The 19,396-nt window shown below is 60.4% G+C and carries 16 protein-coding genes; 9 read left to right on the top strand and 7 right to left on the bottom strand.

Annotated elements, in window-relative coordinates; all coding sequences use genetic code 11:
- The first annotated feature begins 23 nt into the window (after window positions 1-23).
- The 8 genes from FHL16_RS03890 (at window position 24) to FHL16_RS03850 (ending at window position 8,255) form a co-directional block, all read left to right on the top strand.
- Window positions 24-1,265, top strand: a complete 1,242-nt coding sequence (locus tag FHL16_RS03890; protein WP_077747492.1) for an SfnB family sulfur acquisition oxidoreductase — start codon at window positions 24-26, stop codon at window positions 1,263-1,265.
- Between the two features lie 23 nt (window positions 1,266-1,288).
- Entirely contained in the window at window positions 1,289-2,482 is a 1,194-nt protein-coding gene (locus tag FHL16_RS03885; protein ID WP_077747491.1) for an SfnB family sulfur acquisition oxidoreductase, read from the top strand.
- Complete coding sequence (locus FHL16_RS03880; RefSeq protein ID WP_077747490.1) at window positions 2,482-3,840, top strand: LLM class flavin-dependent oxidoreductase; 1,359 nt, start codon at window positions 2,482-2,484, stop codon at window positions 3,838-3,840. The genes FHL16_RS03885 and FHL16_RS03880 overlap by 1 nt, the downstream gene beginning before the upstream one ends.
- 143 nt (window positions 3,841-3,983) lie before the next feature.
- The gene (locus FHL16_RS03875; RefSeq protein WP_077747489.1) at window positions 3,984-4,793 is read left to right on the top strand and encodes a MetQ/NlpA family ABC transporter substrate-binding protein; all 810 of its coding nucleotides are present in this window, start codon (window positions 3,984-3,986) and stop codon (window positions 4,791-4,793) included.
- Between the two features lie 2 nt (window positions 4,794-4,795).
- Window positions 4,796-5,917: a methionine ABC transporter ATP-binding protein gene (locus FHL16_RS03870; RefSeq protein ID WP_077747488.1), complete on the top strand. Its 1,122-nt coding sequence runs from the start codon at window positions 4,796-4,798 to the stop codon at window positions 5,915-5,917.
- A complete protein-coding gene (locus tag FHL16_RS03865; RefSeq protein ID WP_077747487.1) occupies window positions 5,907-6,551 on the top strand; it encodes a methionine ABC transporter permease in 645 nt (214 codons plus the stop codon). The genes FHL16_RS03870 and FHL16_RS03865 overlap by 11 nt, the downstream gene beginning before the upstream one ends.
- Window positions 6,552-7,093: 542 nt before the next feature.
- The gene (locus FHL16_RS03855; RefSeq protein WP_010464820.1) at window positions 7,094-7,450 is read left to right on the top strand and encodes a DUF6124 family protein; all 357 of its coding nucleotides are present in this window, start codon (window positions 7,094-7,096) and stop codon (window positions 7,448-7,450) included.
- Between the two features lie 175 nt (window positions 7,451-7,625).
- Window positions 7,626-8,255, top strand: a complete 630-nt coding sequence (locus FHL16_RS03850) for a class I SAM-dependent methyltransferase (RefSeq protein ID WP_077747485.1) — start codon at window positions 7,626-7,628, stop codon at window positions 8,253-8,255.
- A gap of 114 nt (window positions 8,256-8,369) precedes the next feature.
- Here the strand turns inward: FHL16_RS03850 and FHL16_RS03845 are convergent, their stop codons facing one another.
- The 7 genes from FHL16_RS03845 to FHL16_RS03815 form a co-directional block, all read right to left on the bottom strand.
- Window positions 8,370-11,423, bottom strand: coding sequence for an efflux RND transporter permease subunit (locus FHL16_RS03845; protein ID WP_077747484.1), 3,054 nt, complete (start codon window positions 11,421-11,423; stop codon window positions 8,370-8,372).
- On the bottom strand, window positions 11,420-12,487 hold the full coding sequence (locus tag FHL16_RS03840) for an efflux RND transporter periplasmic adaptor subunit (protein ID WP_010464827.1): 1,068 nt from the start codon (window positions 12,485-12,487) through the stop codon (window positions 11,420-11,422). Before FHL16_RS03840 ends, FHL16_RS03845 begins: the two co-directional genes overlap by 4 nt.
- Window positions 12,484-13,587, bottom strand: a complete 1,104-nt coding sequence (locus tag FHL16_RS03835; RefSeq protein ID WP_077747483.1) for an efflux RND transporter periplasmic adaptor subunit — start codon at window positions 13,585-13,587, stop codon at window positions 12,484-12,486. The genes FHL16_RS03840 and FHL16_RS03835 overlap by 4 nt, the downstream gene beginning before the upstream one ends.
- A 685-nt stretch (window positions 13,588-14,272) precedes the next feature.
- A complete protein-coding gene (locus FHL16_RS03830) occupies window positions 14,273-15,055 on the bottom strand; it encodes a MetQ/NlpA family ABC transporter substrate-binding protein (protein ID WP_010464830.1) in 783 nt (260 codons plus the stop codon).
- A gap of 174 nt (window positions 15,056-15,229) precedes the next feature.
- Window positions 15,230-16,162 carry a sigma 54-interacting transcriptional regulator gene (locus FHL16_RS03825; protein ID WP_077747482.1) on the bottom strand — a complete coding sequence of 311 codons (933 nt, stop codon included), beginning with the start codon at window positions 16,160-16,162 and terminating at the stop codon, window positions 15,230-15,232.
- Window positions 16,163-16,221: 59 nt separating this feature from the next.
- Complete coding sequence (locus tag FHL16_RS03820) at window positions 16,222-16,803, bottom strand: alpha/beta hydrolase (protein ID WP_010464834.1); 582 nt, start codon at window positions 16,801-16,803, stop codon at window positions 16,222-16,224.
- Window positions 16,804-17,187: 384 nt separating this feature from the next.
- The gene (locus tag FHL16_RS03815) at window positions 17,188-18,261 is read right to left on the bottom strand and encodes a fatty acid desaturase (RefSeq protein WP_077747481.1); all 1,074 of its coding nucleotides are present in this window, start codon (window positions 18,259-18,261) and stop codon (window positions 17,188-17,190) included.
- Between the two features lie 100 nt (window positions 18,262-18,361).
- Between FHL16_RS03815 and FHL16_RS03810 the strand changes: the two genes are divergently transcribed.
- Window positions 18,362-19,366 (top strand): AraC family transcriptional regulator, encoded by a 1,005-nt coding sequence (locus tag FHL16_RS03810; RefSeq protein ID WP_010464838.1) that lies wholly within the window; start codon window positions 18,362-18,364, stop codon window positions 19,364-19,366.
- Window positions 19,367-19,396 lie beyond the last annotated feature (30 nt).

The raw sequence follows: 19,396 nt of genomic DNA, 5'->3' as shown, positions 1-19,396 counted from the left end.
CGTGCAGCCAAGGAGCGGCACTGATGTCCAGTCTGGCAGATGCAATCGTTCAGAGTGATCTGGACATCGCCCCCCTGTTGTTGCCCGCGCAGGTCCTGCGCAACGACGCACAAGCCATCAAGGCCGCCCATGAGCTGGCGCAAGTCGCCCGCCTGCAAGCGGCCAAACGTGACCGGCAGCGCAAATTGCCATGGTCGCAAATCGAACAGTTCACCCGCAGCGGCCTGGGCAGCATTTCCATTGCGCGCGAGTACGGTGGCCCGCAGGTTTCGTTCGTCACCCTGGCCGAGGTTTTCGCGATCATTTCTGCGGCGGACCCGGCACTGGGACAGATCCCGCAGAACCAGTTCGGCATCCTGCACCTGGTACTCGGCAGCGCCACCGAGGCGCAAAAAAAACAGCTGTTCAAAAGCGTGCTCGAAGGCTGGCGCATCGGCAATGCCGGGCCGGAGCGCGGCACCAAAAACACCCTCGAACTCAAAGCGCGGATCACCGCTGACGGGGATGGTTTTGTCATCAGCGGGCAGAAGTTTTACTCCACCGGCGCACTGTTCGCCCATTGGGTGGCGGTCAAGGCGCTGAACGACGACGGCAAGCAAGTGTTGGCCTTCGTCCGTCGCGGCACACCGGGCCTGCGCATTGTGGATGACTGGTCAGGCTTCGGTCAGCGCACCACCGCCAGCGGCACTATTTTGCTCAACAACGTGCGGGTCGACGCCGAGCTGGTGGTAGACAACTGGAAGATCAACGACAGCCCGAACATCCAGGGTGCCGTGTCGCAACTGATTCAAGCGGCCATTGACGCCGGTATCGCTCGCGGTGCCATCGACGACGCCATCGAGTTCGTGAAAACCCGTGCCCGTCCGTGGATCGACGCCAAGGTCGAGCGGGCCAGCGACGACCTCTACGTCATCGCCGATATCGGCAAGTTGAAAATTGAACTGCACGCCGCCGAGGCACTGCTGCGCAAGGCCGGGCAAGTACTCGATGAGGTCAGCGCCGCGCCACTCACTGCCGAGTCCGCCGCGCGCGCGTCGATTGCCGTCGCTGAAGCAAAAGTGCTGACCACCGAGATCTCGCTGCTCGCCAGCGAAAAACTCTTCGAACTGGCCGGCAGCCGCGCGACCCTCGCCGAATTCAATCTCGACCGCCACTGGCGCAACGCCCGCGTGCACACGCTGCACGACCCGGTGCGCTGGAAATACCACGCCATCGGCAGCTATCACCTGAACGGCACGCTGCCCGCTCGCCACTCCTGGATTTAACGACCAGATCTCTGGAGAAACACATGACTCATTCTCACCACGTCGCGGTCATAACCAGCGATGAGCAAGCCCTGATCGTCGCTACCGATCTGGCCGAAGATTTCAAACGCGACAGCGCCCTGCGCGACCGCGAACGCCGTTTGCCGCACCCGGAGCTGGAAGTGTTTTCCCGCTCGGGTCTTTGGGGCATCAGCGTGCCCAAGGAATACGGCGGCGCAGGGGTTTCCAACGTGACCCTGGCCAAGGTCATCGCGCTGATTGCCCAGGCTGACGGCTCGCTCGGACAGATCCCGCAGAACCATTTCTACGCCCTCGAAGTGCTGCGCGTGAACGGCAGCGAAGAGCAGAAAAAACGCCTGTACGCCGAAGTGCTCGCCGGCCAGCGCTTCGGCAATGCCTTGGCGGAACTGGGCACCAAAACCGCCCATGACCGCGTCACCAGCCTGACCCGCGACGCTGACGGTTATCGCATCAACGGGCGCAAGTTCTACGCGACCGGCGCGATCTATGCGCAACGCATTCCGACGTCGGTGGTGGATGAAAACGGCGTGCAGCAACTGGCGTTCGTCCCCCACAACAGCAAAGGCCTGACCGTCATCGACGACTGGAGCGGTTTCGGCCAGCGCACCACCGGCAGCGGTTCGGTGGTGTTCGAAGACGTCTACGTCGCCGCCGAAGACGTCATCCCGTTTCAAAGTGCGTTCGAGCGCCCGACCACCGTTGGCCCGCTGGCACAGATTCTTCACGCCGCCATCGACACCGGCATCGCCCGCGCCGCCTATGAAGACGCCCTGCACTTCGTGCGCACCAAAACCCGACCGTGGATCGACGCCACCCATGAAAAAGCCACTGACGACCCGCTCACCCTCAAGAGTTTCGGCCACCTGAGCATTCGCCTGCACGCCGCCGAAGCCTTGCTGGAACGCTCCGGCGAATTCCTCGACAAAGCCCAGGCCAACACCAACGCCGAGACCGTCGCTGCGGCCTCGATTGCCGTTGCCGAAGCCCGCGCCATCAGCACCGACATTTCCCTCGCCGCCGGCAGCACGTTGTTTGAACTGGCCGGCAGCCAGGCAACGCTGATCGAACACGGCCTCGATCGCCACTGGCGCAACGCGCGGGTGCATACCCTGCACGACCCGGTGCGCTGGAAGTATCACGCCGTCGGCAACTACTACCTCAACGATGAAAACCCTCCGTTGCGAGGGACCATCTGATGGCCGAGGCGAGAAAGAAGATCCTGCTCAACGCGTTCAACATGAACTGCATCGGGCACATCAACCACGGCTTGTGGACGCATCCACGGGACACCTCCACCCAGTACAAAACGATTGAATACTGGACCGAACTGGCGCAGTTGCTGGAACGCGGCTTGTTCGACGGTCTGTTCATCGCCGATATCGTCGGCGTGTACGACGTCTACCAGAACTCCGTGGACGTGCCTCTGAAAGAATCGATCCAGCTGCCAGTCAACGACCCACTGCTGCTGGTTTCAGCCATGGCGGCGGTGACGAAAAACCTCGGTTTCGGCCTCACCGCCAACCTGACTTACGAACCGCCGTACCTGTTCGCCCGCCGCCTGTCGACGCTCGATCACCTGAGTCGCGGCCGGGTCGGCTGGAACATCGTCACCGGTTACCTCGACAGCGCCGCCAAGGCCATGGGCCTCAGCGAACAGGTCGAACACGACCGCCGTTACGACCAGGCCGATGAATACCTCGAAGTGCTCTACAAACTCTGGGAAGGCAGCTGGGAAAACGGAGCGGTGTTGAATGACCCGCAACAGCGGATCTACGCCCAACCGGAAAAAGTGCACAAGGTCGAACACAAGGGTGAGTTCTATCAGGTCGAGGGTTATCACCTCTGCGAGCCATCGCCGCAGCGCACGCCGGTGTTGTTCCAGGCCGGCAGTTCCGATCGCGGTTTGCTGTTCGCCGGGCGTCATGCCGAGTGCGTGTTCATCAGCGGGCAGAACAAACCGTCGACCAAGGTTCAGGTGGATAAGGTTCGCGCCAGCGCGGTTGAAGCCGGGCGCAATCCCGAAGACATCAAGGTGTTCATGGGCTTGAACGTGATTGTCGGCGCCACCGAGGAGCTGGCCTGGGCCAAGCACGCCGAATACCTGAGTTATGCCAGCGCGGAGGCCGGCGTGGCGCATTTTTCGGCGTCGACCGGCATCGACTTCTCCGACTACGAGATCGACGAGCCGATCCAGTACGTGAAGAGCAATGCGATCCAGTCGGCGACCAAAAACCTGCAAAACAACGACTGGACCCGGCGCAAATTGCTCGAGCAACACGCCCTCGGCGGCCGCTACATCACGGTGGTGGGTTCGCCTGAGCAAGTGGCGGACGAACTGGAATCGTGGATCGCCGAGACCGGGCTGGATGGCTTCAACCTGACACGGATTGTCACGCCGGAAAGCTATGTGGATTTCATTGAGCTAGTGATTCCGGAGCTGCAGCGGCGTGGGTCGTACAAAACGGCTTATGACAACGGCAGCCTGCGGGAAAAGCTGTTTCACGGCGAAGCGCATTTGCCTGAGCAACATACGGGCTCGGCGTTTCGGCGCTAAAAGCTTCGCGGGCAAGCCTCGCTCCTACAGGTATTGGTCGTTCACAAATGTCCGGTACGGCGCTGAACCTGTAGGAGCGAGGCTTGCCCGCGAAGAGGCCCGCCCAAACACCCAAAATTTATGCACTGACTGGAAACCCCATCATGAAAAAGACCTGCCCCTCCCACCCAGTCAAAGCACTGGCCCTGGCCCTCGGCCTCTTCAGTTCTGTCACCTTCGCCGCCGACGCGCCGCTGAAAGTCGGCACCACCGCGGCCTTCGCCATCCCGCTGGAAGCCGCCGTCGAGGAAGCCAAAAAACAAGGCCTGCAAGTCGACCTCGTGGAGTTCAGCGACTGGATCGCCCCCAACGTCAGCCTCGCGGCCGGCGACATCGACGTGAACTATTTCCAGCACGTCCCGTTCCTGGAAAACGCCAAGGCTGCCGCCGGTTTTGACCTGGTGCCGTTTGCGCCGGGGATCATCAACAACGTCGGCCTCTACTCGAAGCAATACAAAAGCTTCGACGAACTGCCACAAGGCGCCAGCGTCGCCATCGCCAACGACCCGATCAACAGCGGTCGCGGTCTTCAATTGCTGGCCAAGGCCGGCCTGATCACCCTAAAACCGGGTGTCGGCTACAAGGCCACCGAAGAAGACATCATCGCCAACCCGAAGAACATCAAAATCCTCCAGGTTGAAGCGGTACAGCTGGTGCGCGCCTATGACGATGCCGATCTGGTGCAGGGCTACCCGGCGTATATACGTCTGTCGAAGACTTTCGATGCCGGTTCGGCCTTGCTGTTCGACGGTCTCGATCACAAGGAATACGTGATTCAGTTCGTGATCCAGCCCAAGAGCAAAACCGATCCGCGCCTGATCAAGTTTGTCGATATCTACCAGCACTCGCCGGCTGTTCGTGCAGCCTTGGATAAAGCCCACGGCAAGCTCTATCAAGCCGGCTGGGAAAGCTGAGGATGACGGCCGCGATCCAACGGCGACTGGAGATTCCAGAGCCACATAAAGCCGAACAGACTGAACTGCACCCGGACCTGAACCGCGCCCATGTGCGCTTCATCGACCTGGGCAAAACCTACACCGGTCAGCAGGGTCCAGTGGCGGCGTTGCACGGCATCGACCTGGCGATCCAGCGCGGTGAAGTGTTCGGCATCATCGGTCGCAGCGGCGCCGGCAAGTCGTCGCTGATCCGCACCATCAACCGTCTCGAACAACCGAGCAGCGGCCGGGTGCTGATCGATCAAGTGGACATCGGCGAGTTCGATGAAGACCGCCTGGTCGCGCTGCGCCGACGGATCGGCATGATCTTCCAGCACTTCAACCTGATGTCGGCCAAGACCGTTTGGCAGAACGTCGAATTGCCACTGAAAGTCGCCGGTGTGCCCAAGGAAAAACGCGATCAGAAAGTCCGCGAACTGCTGGAGTTGGTCGGCCTGCAAGGCAAGCACAAGGCCTATCCGGCGCAGCTGTCCGGCGGACAGAAACAGCGTGTCGGCATCGCCCGCGCGTTGGTGCATGACCCGGAGATCCTGCTGTGTGACGAAGCCACATCGGCACTGGACCCGGAGACCACGCAATCGATCCTCGGCCTGCTGCGCGAGATCAATCAGCGGCTGGGTTTGACCATCGTACTGATCACCCACGAGATGGCGGTGATCCGCGATATCTGTGATCGGGTGGTGGTGCTGGAACACGGAAAAGTCGTCGAGCAAGGGCCGGTCTGGAAAGTCTTTGGCGACCCGCAGCATGAAGTCAGCAAGACCCTGCTCGCGCCGCTGCAACACGCTCTGCCGGAAGAACTGCAAAGTGGTTTGCGTCCACAACCTCAGTCCTCGGACGCGGCGGTTGTGTTGCGTTTGCGCTTCACCGGCAGCGCCACAGACGAACCGGATCTGGCAGCGCTGTTCAGCGCCCTCGGCGGTCGCGTGAGGTTGCTGCAAGGTGGCGTGGAACGCATTCAGGGCCATGCGCTGGGGCAATTACTGCTGGCGGTGACGGGGTCGTCCTTGGGCGCCGAGCAACTGCGTCAGCGCGCCGGCCACTGGGCGCAACAGGTGGAGGTGCTCGGTTATGTGGTTTGATCGTTTGTTGCAAGGCTTCATCGACACGTTTCTGATGGTGGGCGTGTCGTCGCTGATTGCGCTGCTGGCGGGGATTCCGCTGGCGGTCATCCTGGTCACCAGCACCAAAGGCGGCATCTACGAAGCACCGGCGCTGAACCGTGCACTGGGCGCCTTCGTGAACCTGTTTCGCTCGATTCCGTTTCTGATTCTGATGGTGGCGCTGATTCCGTTCACCCGGTTGATCGTCGGCACCACTTACGGGGTCTGGGCCGCGGTGGTGCCGCTGACGATTGCAGCCACGCCGTTCTTTGCGCGCATAGCCGAAGTCAGTTTGCGCGAGGTGGATCACGGCTTGATCGAAGCGGCCCAAGCGATGGGTTGCCGGCGCTGGCACATCGTCTGGCATGTGCTGTTGCCCGAGGCGCTGCCGGGGATTGTCGGTGGTTTCACCATCACGTTGGTGACCATGATCAACTCGTCGGCCATGGCCGGGGCCATTGGTGCGGGGGGGTTGGGGGACATTGCGTATCGGTATGGGTATCAGCGGTTTGACAGCCAGATCATGCTGACGGTGATTGTGTTGCTGGTGGTGTTGGTGGCGATTATCCAGCTGGGTGGGGATCGCTTGGCTCGGGGGCTCAACAAGCGCTGAACACGGTCAAGGTTGTAGCGCTTTTGTGGCGAGGGAGCTTGCTCCCGCTCGATTGCGCAGCACTCGCAAGATCTTTAGACCGGGTTTATCTGACACACCTCATTGAATGGCTGGGGGCTGCTTCGCAGCCCAGCGGGAGCAAGCTCCCTCGCCACAAAAGTGTCCTCGACACGGGCAATTTCCCTCGCAACAGGGGGAACATTTCCCACAGGAAAATCAGTGTGCCTACAGGCCTGGTCCCTTTCATTTGCAGGACATTTCCTAGATCATTCCGCTCGCTTGCGCCTGCCAAATTCGGTGGCTAGTCTCGGTCCGTCACTGCTCATCAGTGATCGGGTTTAGTAGCCCGGAACAATAGGCGTATGGCGGTTCCATGCTCATGCCCGGTGTTGCTTGCCGCGTGCAGAAAATGGTGGCTGTACGTGGGGCACTCTCGGGTGCACCGGTTTTCCTATTGACCGGCCTACTACCTGCGTACAGCTGCCACCCACCGCTTAGTAGGCGAAGGTGTCGGCTCCCCTGCAGCAATAGGAGCAACGCCAATGAAAAGATCTGTCCCCGATCCACCTCCCGAAACATCCACCCAAGACAAACCCACCGACGATCCACTCAGAGATCGTTCCGCCCTTTATCGTGCGATCGATTTCTACCTCACCGGAGAACAGCCTTCGGCCCCCGATGAACTGCGGTTCTACAACGTCAGTGAAGACGTGAGCTTTGAAGACACCCAACTCTATGTTGCGGACTTGCTGCGCTGCGCTTCAGTCACCGCGTATCAGTGTGGCGATCACCTCAAGGGGGCGGATCGAGCCATGGTGTTTTCCGTTTGGCATTTGCTGGAGATTGCCAAAGCCATGGTTGATCGCTCCATTGATTGTTTGGGGATGAAGCAGGGCTGACATCGGTCGGCAGTGAAATCGCCTTCGCGGGCAAGCCTCGCTCCTACAGGAGTACGCGTCTGTCGAAACAACTCGATCAACTGTAGGAGCGAGGCTTGCCCGCGAATGGCTGCGAAGCAGCCCCACGTCTGATGGCGTATATTCGGCCATATCCCCATTGCCTGCGCAGCCGACCATGAAGCAAACCCCCGACGACCTCCAGAAGATCACCGCCACCACCCTGGACCATTACAACTCGGTGGCCGAAGGTTTTCGCGAGGGGACTCGCGATCATGATGTCAGCCAGAACATCGATGCCCTGCTGCGGCATATTCAGGGCGAGGCGCCGTTCGACATTCTCGATTTCGGCTGTGGGCCGGGGCGGGATTTGCAGACGTTCACGCGCATGGGCCACACGGCTGTCGGGCTCGATGGTTCGGAAAAGTTTGCGCAGATGGCGCGTGAGGACAGTGGATGCGAAGTATGGCAGCAGGACTTTCTGAAGCTGGACCTGCCGGATGGACGCTTCGACGGGATTTTTGCCAATGCGGTGTTGTTTCATATCCCGCGCCAGGAATTGCCTCGGGTGTTGAAGGAGTTGCGCAGGGCGTTGAAGCCAGGTGGCGTGTTGTTCAGTTCCAATCCTCGCGGCGAGAATCAGGAAGGGTGGAATGGGCCGCGTTATGGGGCTTACCACGATCTTGCGGCGTGGCAGCAATTACTGACTGAGGCGGGGTTTGTGGAGCTGGAGCATTACTACCGGCCGGCCGGGCTGCCGCGGGAGCAGCAGCCTTGGTTGGCGAGTGTGTGGCGCAAGCCGGTGTAGCCTGACAGGACGCCATCGCGAGCAGGCTCGCTCCTACAGTTGACCGAGTTGTCCAGACGGACGCGGTCCCCCTGTAGGAGCGAGCCTGCTCGCGATGAGCGCGTAGCGCTCGCCTTACTGCACCTCTTTCTGCGGCTCGCGGATTTTGTACCAGGCGATATAAAGCGCTGGCAAAAACAGCAGCGTCAGCAACGTCGCAATAATGATCCCGCCAATCATGGCGTAAGCCATCGGCCCCCAGAACACTTCCCGGGCAATCGGGATCATCCCCAGGCTGGCCGCCGCAGCGGTCAACAGAATCGGTCGGCGTCGATGCTCCGTGGCCTGCGCCACGGCATCCCAAGGTGAAACGCCTTCTTTCTCCAAGGCATCGATCTGGGTCACCAGGATCACCGAGTTGCGGATGATGATGCCGATCAACGCCAGAATCCCCAGGATCGCCACAAAGCCCATTGGCGTGCCCGTCGGGATCAACGCCAGCACCACGCCGATCAGCCCGAGCGGCGCGACACTCGCCACCAGGAACAGCTTCTGCACGCTGTGCAGCTGGATCATGAGGAAGGTCGCCATCAGAAACAGCATCAGCGGCACCACCTTGGCAATCGGCCCCTGGGCCTTGCCGCTTTCCTCCACCGTGCCGCCCGTGGCGACCGAGTAACCCACCGGCAAACCGGCGGCGAATTTATCGATGGCGGGGTTGAGCTGTTTCACCAGGTCAGTCGGCTGAATCTCATCACGCACCGCCGCCTTGATGGTGATGGTCGGTTTACGGTCACGGCGCCAGACCAGCGGTTGCTCGAGTTCATAGCGCACCGTGGCGAACGCCAGCAGCGGAATCGACGTGCCGCTCGGGGTCACGATCTGCAAGTTTTGCAGGGTTTCCGGCGTGCCACGTTCCGCGTCCACCGCGCGCCCCACGACGTTGATCAGGTAGATATCGTCATCGACCTGAGTCACCGGCGAACCAACCACAATGCTGTTCATCAGGTTGGCCACGTCTTCCGACGACAGCCCCAGTTGCCGCGCCTTGTCCTGGGCGATCTCGATGCGCAGGACTTTGCCCGGTTCGTTCCAGTCGTAAATGATCTCGCCGATGTGCGAGTTCTTGTCCAGTTCGGTGGCCAGGGCGATGGCGTGCTTGCGCACCTGATCGATGTCCTTGCCGCTGACCCGGTACTGAATCGGGCGACCCACCGGCGGGCCCATTTCCAGCGCCTGGACGTAGCTGCCGATCCCGACGAAATCCTTGCGCAGCCGTTCGCGCAAGCGCTGACTGAGGGCGTTGCGCGATTCCAGGCCTTTGCTGACGATCACCAGTTGCGCGTAGTACGGGTTCTGTAATTGCTGGTCGAGGGGCAGGTAGAAACGGATCGCTCCCTCGCCGATGTAAGTGCTCCAGCGCACGATGTCCGGGTCATCCTTGAGCGTCGCTTCGAGCTTGTCCACCGCCTTGCGGGTTTCGGCCATCGAGGCGTTTTGCGGCAGGTTCAGGTCGACGAGGATTTCCGGGCGGTCCGACGACGGGAAGAACTGGTTCTGCACAAACTGCATGGAAAACACCGAGGCCACGAACAGCGCAATGGTGATACCGATCGCCCACCAGCGATTGCGCATGGCCCAAAACATCCCGTAGTTGAATGCACGGCCGATGCGCCCGGGCTCGGCGTCATGGGGTTTCACCTTGGCGCTGAGAATGTGCACGCCGATCACCGGGGCAAACAACACAGCGACAATCCACGACACCAGCATCGCCACCGCGATAACGGCAAACAGGGTGAAGGTGTACTCGCCCGCCGAGCTGGCGTTCAACCCGATGGGCACGAAACCGGCGACAGTCACCAACGTACCGGTGAGCATCGGGAACGCCGTGGAGGTGTAGGCAAACGTCGCCGCCTGCTCCTTGGTCTCGCCCATTTCCAGGCGTGTGACCATCATTTCGACCGTGATCATTGCGTCGTCCACCAGCAAGCCGAGGGCGATGATCAATGCGCCGAGGGAAATCCGCTGCATGGTGATGCCGCTGTATTCCATGAAGATGAACACCATGGCCAGCACCAGCGGGATCGAGCACGCCACCACCAGCCCGGCGCGCACACCGAGGCTGACGAAGCTGACGATCAGCACGATCACCACCGCTTCGAACAAGGCACTGGTGAAGCCGCCGACGGCTTTTTCCACCACTTCGGCCTGATCGGACACAGTGTGCACACCAACGCCCACCGGCAAGTCTGCGGTCAGGTCAGTCATGCGCTGGTGCAACGCCTTGCCGAACTCCTGGATGTTGCCGCCCTTCTTCATGGCGATGGCAAGGCCGATGGCCGGGTGACCGTTGAAACGGAACTCCGGGGTCGCCGGGTCAACGTAGCCACGGCTGATGTCGGCGATGTCGGCCAGGCGGTAGAAGCGGTCATTGAGCCGCAGGTTGACGTTGGCCAGGTCTTTCTCGGAAGCGAACTGCCCGGAGGTGCGCACCGAGATGCGCTCCGGGCCGGACTCGATCACACCGGCCGGGGTCACCGAGTTCTGGGTTTGCAGGCTTTGCACCACCTGGCGTTGATCGATACCCAGCGCCGCCAGTTTACGGGTAGAGAAATTCAGGTAGAGGACTTCGTCCTGCTCACCGACCATCTCGACCTTGCCCAGCCCCGGCACTTCACGAATTTCAGCGCGAACCTGTTCCACGTAATCGCGCAACTGGCGCATCGACAAGCCGTCGGCGGTAAAGGCGTAGACCGAACCGAACACATCACCGAATTCGTCGTTAAATCCCGGCCCTTGCAGGCCTTGGGGGAAGTCACCGCGAATGTCGTTGATCTTCTTGCGCACCTGGTACCAGATTTCCGGGATGTCCTTGGCACTGGTGGTGTCGCGCAGGTTGACGAACACCGTGGACTCGCCGGGCCGGGTATAGCTTTTGACGTAATCGAGGGAGTCGAGCTCTTCGAGTTTTTTCTCGATGCGATCCGTGACCTGCTTGAGGGTTTCTTCCTGGGTCGCGCCCGGCCAGCGGGTCTGGATGACCATGGTTTTGATGGTGAACGACGGGTCTTCCTCGCGCCCCAGGTTCATGTACGAGAACACGCCCATCAGCAGCGCGACGAACATCAAATACCAGACAAACGACTGATGCTTGAGAGCCCATTCGGATAAGTTGAAACTCCCTTTCATTGGGGGCTGTCCTCGTCGATTTTCACTTTCTGTCCGGGTTTCAGGCTGTTCACACCCGCGCTGACCACCCGCTCACCCGACTTCACACCGTTGGCCAGGACCATGGTCGAATCGGTGCGGCTGAGAAGGTTGACGTCCCGTGGGGCAACGGTCTGGGTCTGCGTATCGACGACCCAGATGCGCGATTGCCCACCGACCTCCTGTAGCGCACTCAAGGGCAGTTCGATGCGGGGTTTGATCGCGGAGCTGAGGGTGACGCTGATCGCGGTGCCCAGGCGAAAACCGGGCGGTGTGTCTGTCAGGGTCAGGCGGGCTCGACGGGTACGGGTCGCACTCTGGGCCTGGGGCTCGATTTCACGAACAGTGGCCGTCGTGTTGATACTCGGGTCCAGTTGCGCCGCGACTTGAAAGACGACGTCGCTCGGGAGTTGGTCGACCAGGGTGTCCGGCAGGTCGATCACCGCTTCCTTGATGTCCGGCTGCGCCAGGGTCACCACTTGCTGGCCGGCGGTGACGACTTGCCCGGCTTCGGCATTCCACGCGGTGACGATGGCTTTGTGGTCCGAGCGCAATTCGACATAGTTGAGCTGATCCTTGGCCTGATCGACCGCCGCCTTCGCTTGATCGAGAGAGGCCTGGGTGGTCTTCAGGTCGGTCTGCGCGACATCGAGTTGCGCCTGGGCGCCGACGCCGCGATCGAACAGTTCCTGCTGCCGCCGGGCGCTGGCCTGGGCGTTGATGTATTGCGCCTGGACGCTGGCCAGATCGCCCTGGGCGGAACGCAGCTGATTCTGCTGATCGGTAGGGTCCAGGGTGGCGAGCAGCGCGCCCTTTTCCACTTCGGCACCGACATCGACGTTACGGCTGGCAATGCGCCCCGGCACGCGGAACCCGACATTGCTTTCATAGCGGGCCTGGATGCTGCCGGCGAAGCGGCCGAGATGTTCCTCGTCCAGCGATTCGACCTTGACCGACAGCACCGGACGTATCGGCTCCGGCGGCGGTTCCTCTTTCGAGCAAGCCGCCAGCATCATCGCCGTGCACACCAGTAACAGACGCTTCATGGCTGGGCTTCCACAGCAAGATCCTTGTAGGTGTTTTCGGCGATTTCAACTTTCACGCCGGGGTGCAGCAACTGACCGCCCGCGATGACGACTTTTTCGCCGCTCTGCAGGCCGGCGCTGATGATCACTTTGCCGGTCAAGTAACGACCGACCGTGACATTGTGCAGTTGCGCCTTGCCCTCGCCATCCACCAGCCATACCGCCGGATCGCTGAGGTTTTTGGTCAGGGCCGACCACGGCAATTCCACGGCGGACTTGCCCGGTGTCTTGGCCGTGGCGCTTACCACCGAGCCCAGTTGCATGCCCTCGGGCAGGCTGTCGAGGGTGACTTTGACTTGCACGGTGCCGGTCTGCGCGGACACCGCCGGGGTGATCTCCCGCACGGTGCCAGTGGTTTTGATCGACGGGTTGTCGAGCAGGCTGACCACGATGGTTTTATCCTCCGGCGCCTCGGCCAGCAGCGATTCGTAGACGTTGAACACCGCGTCACGCTCACCATCGCGCGCCAGGCTGAAAATCGGCACCGTCGCCTGCACCACCTGGCCGACCTCGGCCTGACGCGCCGTTATCACGCCTGGCGCCTCGGCAATCAGCGCGGTGTAGCCGAGTTGTTCACGGGCGTTGGCAAATTGCGCCTGGGCAGCGGCCAACGCACTCTGACTGCTGCGCAAGGCAGCTTGTGCGGAATCGTATTCGCTTTGGCTGGTGTAGCCCTTGGGCAGGAGTTTTTGCTGGCGGACAAACGCGGCGGCGGTCTGTTTGACCCGGGCCTGCTCGGCGGTGACTTGGGCCTGGGCCGAATCGACGCTGGTCTGCAGGTCTTTGGGATCGAGTCTGGCCAGCACTTGTTTGGCCGACACTCGGTCACCGACATCGACCATGCGCTGAATGATCTTGCCGCCCACGCGGAACGACAACTCAGTCTGGACCCGGGCCTGAACATCGCCGGTGAGCGTCACCGACGCGGCGTAATCCAAGGGTTTGACCTCCTGGACGAAGACCCGTGGACGGTCCTTCTCGACCGGTTTTTTATCGCCACACGCGGTCAGTAGTGCAAGGAGGCTCAGACCAACCGCTATTTTCAATCCGGGACCAGCCATGCAGACTCCTTTGCGTTGTACGGACGTGCCAATGGCGATACGACTGTGAGCTTAGAACAGGGTTCCATGGGTGCACCTGACGCCCTCAAATAAAGCCATCAAGTCACAAATCTTGTAGCACGCGGCGGAGCCCACTGAGAGCCAGCCTGAGGTTCGGATGACGGTCGTGTTGGCCAGCTTCACGTCGACCTTGTCGCATCACGCAAAAAACTATCCCGCGGATTTGTCGCGGCGAAAGAAGACGACTATTTTCCTTGCAGCTGTAGGAGGGATCTTTTTTTCAAAAAGCCCCTCCAAGGACGCACAGCTTTTGGCCAGACTCCCTGGCTGAACCCTCACAAGGAAGAGAAAAATGGCTGAGATGAAAGTGCCACAGCGGTTGGATCCGCAAGAAATCGTGAAGTTATTGGTGGCGTTGCGCCGGGCGCTGGAGGCCAGGGTAGCCTGAATGCGCGGGCGCTTTTGTGGCGAGGGAGCTTGTCGGACCGCCGCACCGTCCCGCTCGACTGCGCAGCAGTCGCAAAATCAGTCGAAACGGTGTGCCTGAAGAAGCGCATGTGCAGGATTTAGGGTCGCAACCCAGCGGGAGCAAGCTCCCTCGCCACAGGTTTCTCGCAGGCAAAAAAAACGCCGACGCTTTACCAGCCGTCGGCGTTCGAAACCTTGAAGGGGTTTACCTCGAGAATCAGAACGCCGGCAGTACCGCGCCGCTGTACTTCTTCTCGATGAATGCTTTCACTTCCGGGCTGGTCAGGGCTTTGGCCAGTTTCTGGATGGCAACGCTGTCCTTGTTGTCCGGACGAGCCACCAGGAAGTTCACGTAAGGCGAATCGGCACCTTCGATCACCAGCGCATCTTTAGCCGGGTTCAGACCTGCTTCCAGCGCGTAGTTGGTGTTGATCATGTCCAGGTCGACCTGATCCAGCACACGCGGCAGCATGGCCGATTCCAGTTCCTTGAACTTGAAGTTGTGCGGGTTCTTGGCGATGTCTTTCGGCGTAGCCAGAGCGTTTTTCGGGTCTTTCAACTCGATCAGGCCAGCCTTCTGCAGCAGGATCAGGGCACGGCCGCTGTTGCTGCCTTCGTTCGGGATGGCGATGGTCGCGCCGTCTTTCAGCTCAGCCAGGGTTTTGACTTTCTTCGAGTAGCCGCCGAATGGTTCGACGTGCACGCCGATCACGGTTACCAGATTAGTGCCTTTGCCTTCGTTGAAGCTTTTCAGGTACGGCAGGGTCTGGAAGTAGTTGGCGTCCAGACGCTTCTGATCGACCTGTACGTTCGGCTGAACGTAGTCGGTGAACACTTTGATTTCCAGGTCCACGCCTTCTTTGGCGAGGGTTGGCTTGATCAGTTCCAGAATCTCGGCGTGTGGAACCGGGGTCGCCGCCACCACCAGTTTCTCGCCAGCCTGGGCCAGGCCCGCGGTCAGGGCAGCCGCCAGTGCGGTGAACAACAGAACCTTTTTCATGCAGTGTCCTTATCGAAAATCACGGTCGTCAGTGACGACGGCTAAATAGTACGTGTGCCAGTGAAGTGCTATCGCTGGCGTGAAACGGACAATACCGGGATTTTTTATTCCCGAACAATATCTTTTATTCACTCTCATATTCCATTTTGTTCATACAGCTCTAACCCACACGGGTTAAAGCATTCGGCTAAAGCTTTCGAGCAGATCCTTTAGCGCCGAACGCTCGTCAGCCGTGCCGTTTTTGCTCACTTGCGCGATCTGCTGCTCAATCTGCACCAACGACACAGGCACTTCAGGCAAATTCAAATGCTCCGGCAAAATCTCGTCGCCGGTACTGACCAGCAGCGCAAAGTGAATGACATTCTCCAGCTCCCGGGTATTGCCCGGCCAACTGTGCCGCTCCAGCACCAACTGCGCGGCCTCACTGATCAGCGGCACCGGCAGGTCGAGGCGCTGACTGTAGATGCCGAGGAAATATTCTGACAGTGACAAAATATCCCCGACCCTGTCACGCAATGCCGGCAGTTCGAGTTGACCTTCGCTGAGGTAGTGATAAAGCCGCTCATGGAATTTCCCGGCCGCCACCGCCTGAGCCAGATCGATACTGGTGGCCGCCACCAGGCGCACGTCCACCGGGCTCGGTTGCTGAGCGCCAACGCGGGTGACTTCGTGGTTTTCCAGGGCGGCGAGCAATTTGATCTGGATCGGCAGCGGCAAGTCGCCGATCTCATCCAGGTAGAGCGTGCCGCCATTGGCCGAACCGAACCACCCCGCGCGGCTGCTGGCCGATCCGCTGTAACTGCCGGCGGCATAGCCGAACAGTTCGGCGTCAGCATAGGTCGGGCTGATGGCGCCGCAGTTGACCGAGACGAATAACCCGCCGCGATCACTGGCACGATGGATGTGCCGCGCAAGCAATTCCTTGCCGCTGCCGGTTTCACCACGGATCAACACCGAGACCGAGCGCGGCGCCAGTTGTTCCAGCTCCTGGCGCAACTGCCGGGAACGTGGATCGACAAACACCAGCGCCTTGGCGCGAATACTCAGGGGACTTTTTTCTGCGTCGGGAAAGGTCAGCAGTGGCTGACCGAAGGCTTCGAAACTCATGGCAGACTCCCGCCCTAAACCGCCGGGAGACGGGTTGGCGTTCTAAAAAAGAAAAAGGTTCAAGCACGTCGCAGGGCGTGGTGTTCCATTCGATTTTGCAGGCGGTAGAGATAGGCAAATCCCTGCTCCCAGCGCTGGTGACCGGACTTCACGTTGATGTGTCCGGCACCCGGCAGAATCCCCGCCTCGGCGCCCCAGTTGCGAGCCAGCTCCAGGGCTCGCGGTGCACTCACGGCGCTGTCGTTGTCGGAGCTGACGACCTGGCTCGGGAAGGGCAAAAGGGTTGTGGGAATCGGTGCGAAGTTGCGCAAGGCCGGAGCACATGCCGGACGTTCAACGTCCGCCGGCGCGACCAGCAAGGCACCGCGAACCTGTCGCAAAAAATGCAGCGATGCCGTGGCCGCCCAATGGGCGACCGTAATGCAACCCAGACTGTGCGCAATCAAGATCACCGGCGTGCTGTCGGCAGCAATCGCTTCTGCCAGCGCGGCAACCCAGTCTTCACGACGCGGCGTCAGCCAGTCGGCCTGCTCCACCCGAGCGCTATTGGGCAGGCTGTTCTGCCAGTGACTTTGCCAATGATCTTCCGGCGATCCTTGCCAGCCCGGCACAATCAGGTAGCGAATTGATTCGTTGCGCATGGGGGAGCTCTCCTGCTGCGTGTCTGTTCCCGGTCGAGTATAGGGAGGAGAGCTATGTTCGTTAAGGAATAAGAAGCTATTTATTAAGACCTATAAGGAATATGCGGTGGTTTTGAAAAGACAAAAAAAGGGACCGCACCCTGCCAAGGAGACGGCCCCGGAAACTCAAAATCTGCCAGCGCTAATCAACATCACTGGATGCGATGATTAACTTAAATACTTATCCAATAAAGGAATATTTAATTACTTTAATAGATTCGAAACGCATAAGTGGATCGCGATACAGCAACTACCAAGTCATCCTGTTTGGGTCATAACGTACCGCCCCTTTGGGTCAGATTGATGACGGGCGCTTTTGCCGTGTTGAGTTTCCGAGAGCATCGATCAAGCCTGAGCGGCACGCACCTCCTGCGCCTCTGCTGTTTCCTCGCGCACAAACCGGTTCGCCCGCCCAAACGTCCCGAAATCATTGAACCGCACGCCCATCTCGCGCATTACCTTATGCGCTACCGGCACGGTCATCTGGCGGATGTAAAACGGTTCCTTCACCACGAAGTGATGAATCCCGTGGCTACTGCCGAAGTTGAAGCAGAACGCTTGCATCGGCCACATCCACCAAGGGTTCAGCACTTGGGTTTGCTGAATCACATTCCCCGGCTCCACATCCCCGTAGTAATGCATGTTGGAGCTGACAAAATGCAGGCAAAACGTGCGCAACACGTTCGGGCCGATGATCACCACCGCCGCGATGTCGATGACCGTCATCACCGACAGCGTGGTCGCCGACCATTCGATGGGTGACCCCATCAGGTAGGCAATGCCATTCGCCGCATGGAAACCGAGGAACATGTACCAGGCGCCCCAATGCACCAGCGCCAGCGGCGCGTAGACCTTCAACGTGCGTTTGATGATGCTGAATTTATGCGCCCAGGTCTTGGCGCGCAGCATGCGAATGAACGCCGACATCACGTTGTCGCCGACCATCAAAAGCCGCGCGATTCCCCAGGGCTCGCCGTTGGTGATCGCGCGCTCTTCCATGTCGGCTTCCGTACCGGACACCTTGTGGTGATTGAGGTGCAGATGCCGGCGAATCCATGGATTGATCGTGCTCGGGCGCGCCAGCCACACCAGGCCCATCATCAGGTTGTGCAGCACGCGCTGCTTGCGGAAGTACATGCTATGAATCAGGTCGTGTTCCAGCTCGTGAGTCAACGAGGCGAAAAACGCGTTGAGCAACAGGCACGCCCACCAGGCCAGGTGCCCGGTCAGGTAGAGCGCCGCTGAACCGATCATTCCGGCCAGCGCGAAGGCCAGAATGCCCGCGCCCAAGGCGTCCTGATGGTTGAGAATCGGGTAGCGTTTGCGCAGTTCGACCCCTCTGGCCAGCACCACTTCGCGAATATGCGCTGATCGTTGGGCTGCATTCAGTCGCTGGGGACTTGCAGAAGTACCGTCCATGCTTCCATCCTCTGGTTATTGATGTTCGCATCCTGCCTTGTGAACCCTCACACCGTGGTAGCCGTGAACGCCAACCTGTTGACCGGAAGCGCCAATCAGCATGACTGAACCGACCTCCCTCGCCAGCTGGACCCGCGCCCTGCGCAAGCAACTCGATGCGCTGGGCCTCGACAGCACCGCTCTGTGCCAGCAGGCGGGGCTCGACCCGCAGTTGATGGACGACCCGAACGCCCGTTACCCGTTGTCGGGCACCACGCGCCTGTGGGAAATCGCGGTGCAGGTCAGCGGCGACCCGGCGATTGGCTTGCGGGTGTCGCGCTTTGTCAGCCCGACCACGTTCCATGCGCTCGGTTATGCGCTGGTGGCCAGCGGCAGTCTGCGCGAAGTGTTCGAGCGCATCGTGCGTTATCACCAGGTGGTCAGCGATGCGCTGGAACTGGAACTGACCCGCGCTGAAGATCGCTACCGCTTCCGTCTGAAAATTCCGCAAGGCAATCCCGCACCGGCGCTGGAGGCCATCGACGCGTTTGCCGCGATTTACGTGCGCACCTGCCGCAATCGCCTGGGCCGCGAATATGCCCCGCTGGCGGTGTATCTGCGCCGCCCGGAACCGGCCGACCCGCATCAATGGCACAAAGTCTTTCGTTCGCCGGTGCACTTCGCCGCCGACGAGGACCGACTGGAGTTTGCCCTCGTGGACTTCGACAGTCACCTGGACGATGCCAACCCGGAACTGGCCGAACACAACGAAGCGGTGCTCAAGCGTACTTTGGCGCAACTCAAGCCGCTGACATGGGAACGCAAGGTCCGCGATGCCATTGAAGAACAATTGCCCGAAGGCGAACCGAGCGCCGAACACATCGCCAAGGCCCTGCACCTGAGCTTGCGCAGCCTGCAACGGCATCTGGCGGACGAAGGTTGTCGATTCGACGCGTTGCTCAATGAAAGCCGCGAAAACCTTGCGCTGCTGCACCTGCGTGACCCGCAATGCTCGTTGAGTGAAGTCAGTTATATGCTGGGGTTCGCCGATACCAGCAGCTTCAGCCGCGCGTTCAAGCGCTGGACCGGGATGACACCGGGGCAGTTTCGGGATGGGTTGCGGTGAAACATCGGAAAGATGGTTTGCCAGAACCGG

Source organism: Pseudomonas sp. FSL W5-0299, assembly GCF_005930655.1.
GTDB classification, from domain to species: domain Bacteria; phylum Pseudomonadota; class Gammaproteobacteria; order Pseudomonadales; family Pseudomonadaceae; genus Aquipseudomonas; species Aquipseudomonas mandelii.
The sequence above is the reverse complement of the archived record's forward strand: the minus strand, read 5'-3'. Positions and strand labels throughout refer to the sequence as shown.

Coding starts and splice junctions, on each gene's coding strand:
- FHL16_RS03890 (WP_077747492.1), top strand. CDS start 24: ATGTCCAGTCTGGCAGATGCAATCGTTCAGAGTGATCTGGACATCGCC.
- FHL16_RS03885 (WP_077747491.1), top strand. CDS start 1,289: ATGACTCATTCTCACCACGTCGCGGTCATAACCAGCGATGAGCAAGCC.
- FHL16_RS03880 (WP_077747490.1), top strand. CDS start 2,482: ATGGCCGAGGCGAGAAAGAAGATCCTGCTCAACGCGTTCAACATGAAC.
- FHL16_RS03875 (WP_077747489.1), top strand. CDS start 3,984: ATGAAAAAGACCTGCCCCTCCCACCCAGTCAAAGCACTGGCCCTGGCC.
- FHL16_RS03870 (WP_077747488.1), top strand. CDS start 4,796: ATGACGGCCGCGATCCAACGGCGACTGGAGATTCCAGAGCCACATAAA.
- FHL16_RS03865 (WP_077747487.1), top strand. CDS start 5,907: ATGTGGTTTGATCGTTTGTTGCAAGGCTTCATCGACACGTTTCTGATG.
- FHL16_RS03855 (WP_010464820.1), top strand. CDS start 7,094: ATGAAAAGATCTGTCCCCGATCCACCTCCCGAAACATCCACCCAAGAC.
- FHL16_RS03850 (WP_077747485.1), top strand. CDS start 7,626: ATGAAGCAAACCCCCGACGACCTCCAGAAGATCACCGCCACCACCCTG.
- FHL16_RS03845 (WP_077747484.1), bottom strand. CDS start 11,423: ATGAAAGGGAGTTTCAACTTATCCGAATGGGCTCTCAAGCATCAGTCG.
- FHL16_RS03840 (WP_010464827.1), bottom strand. CDS start 12,487: ATGAAGCGTCTGTTACTGGTGTGCACGGCGATGATGCTGGCGGCTTGC.
- FHL16_RS03835 (WP_077747483.1), bottom strand. CDS start 13,587: ATGGCTGGTCCCGGATTGAAAATAGCGGTTGGTCTGAGCCTCCTTGCA.
- FHL16_RS03830 (WP_010464830.1), bottom strand. CDS start 15,055: ATGAAAAAGGTTCTGTTGTTCACCGCACTGGCGGCTGCCCTGACCGCG.
- FHL16_RS03825 (WP_077747482.1), bottom strand. CDS start 16,162: ATGAGTTTCGAAGCCTTCGGTCAGCCACTGCTGACCTTTCCCGACGCA.
- FHL16_RS03820 (WP_010464834.1), bottom strand. CDS start 16,803: ATGCGCAACGAATCAATTCGCTACCTGATTGTGCCGGGCTGGCAAGGA.
- FHL16_RS03815 (WP_077747481.1), bottom strand. CDS start 18,261: ATGGACGGTACTTCTGCAAGTCCCCAGCGACTGAATGCAGCCCAACGA.
- FHL16_RS03810 (WP_010464838.1), top strand. CDS start 18,362: ATGACTGAACCGACCTCCCTCGCCAGCTGGACCCGCGCCCTGCGCAAG.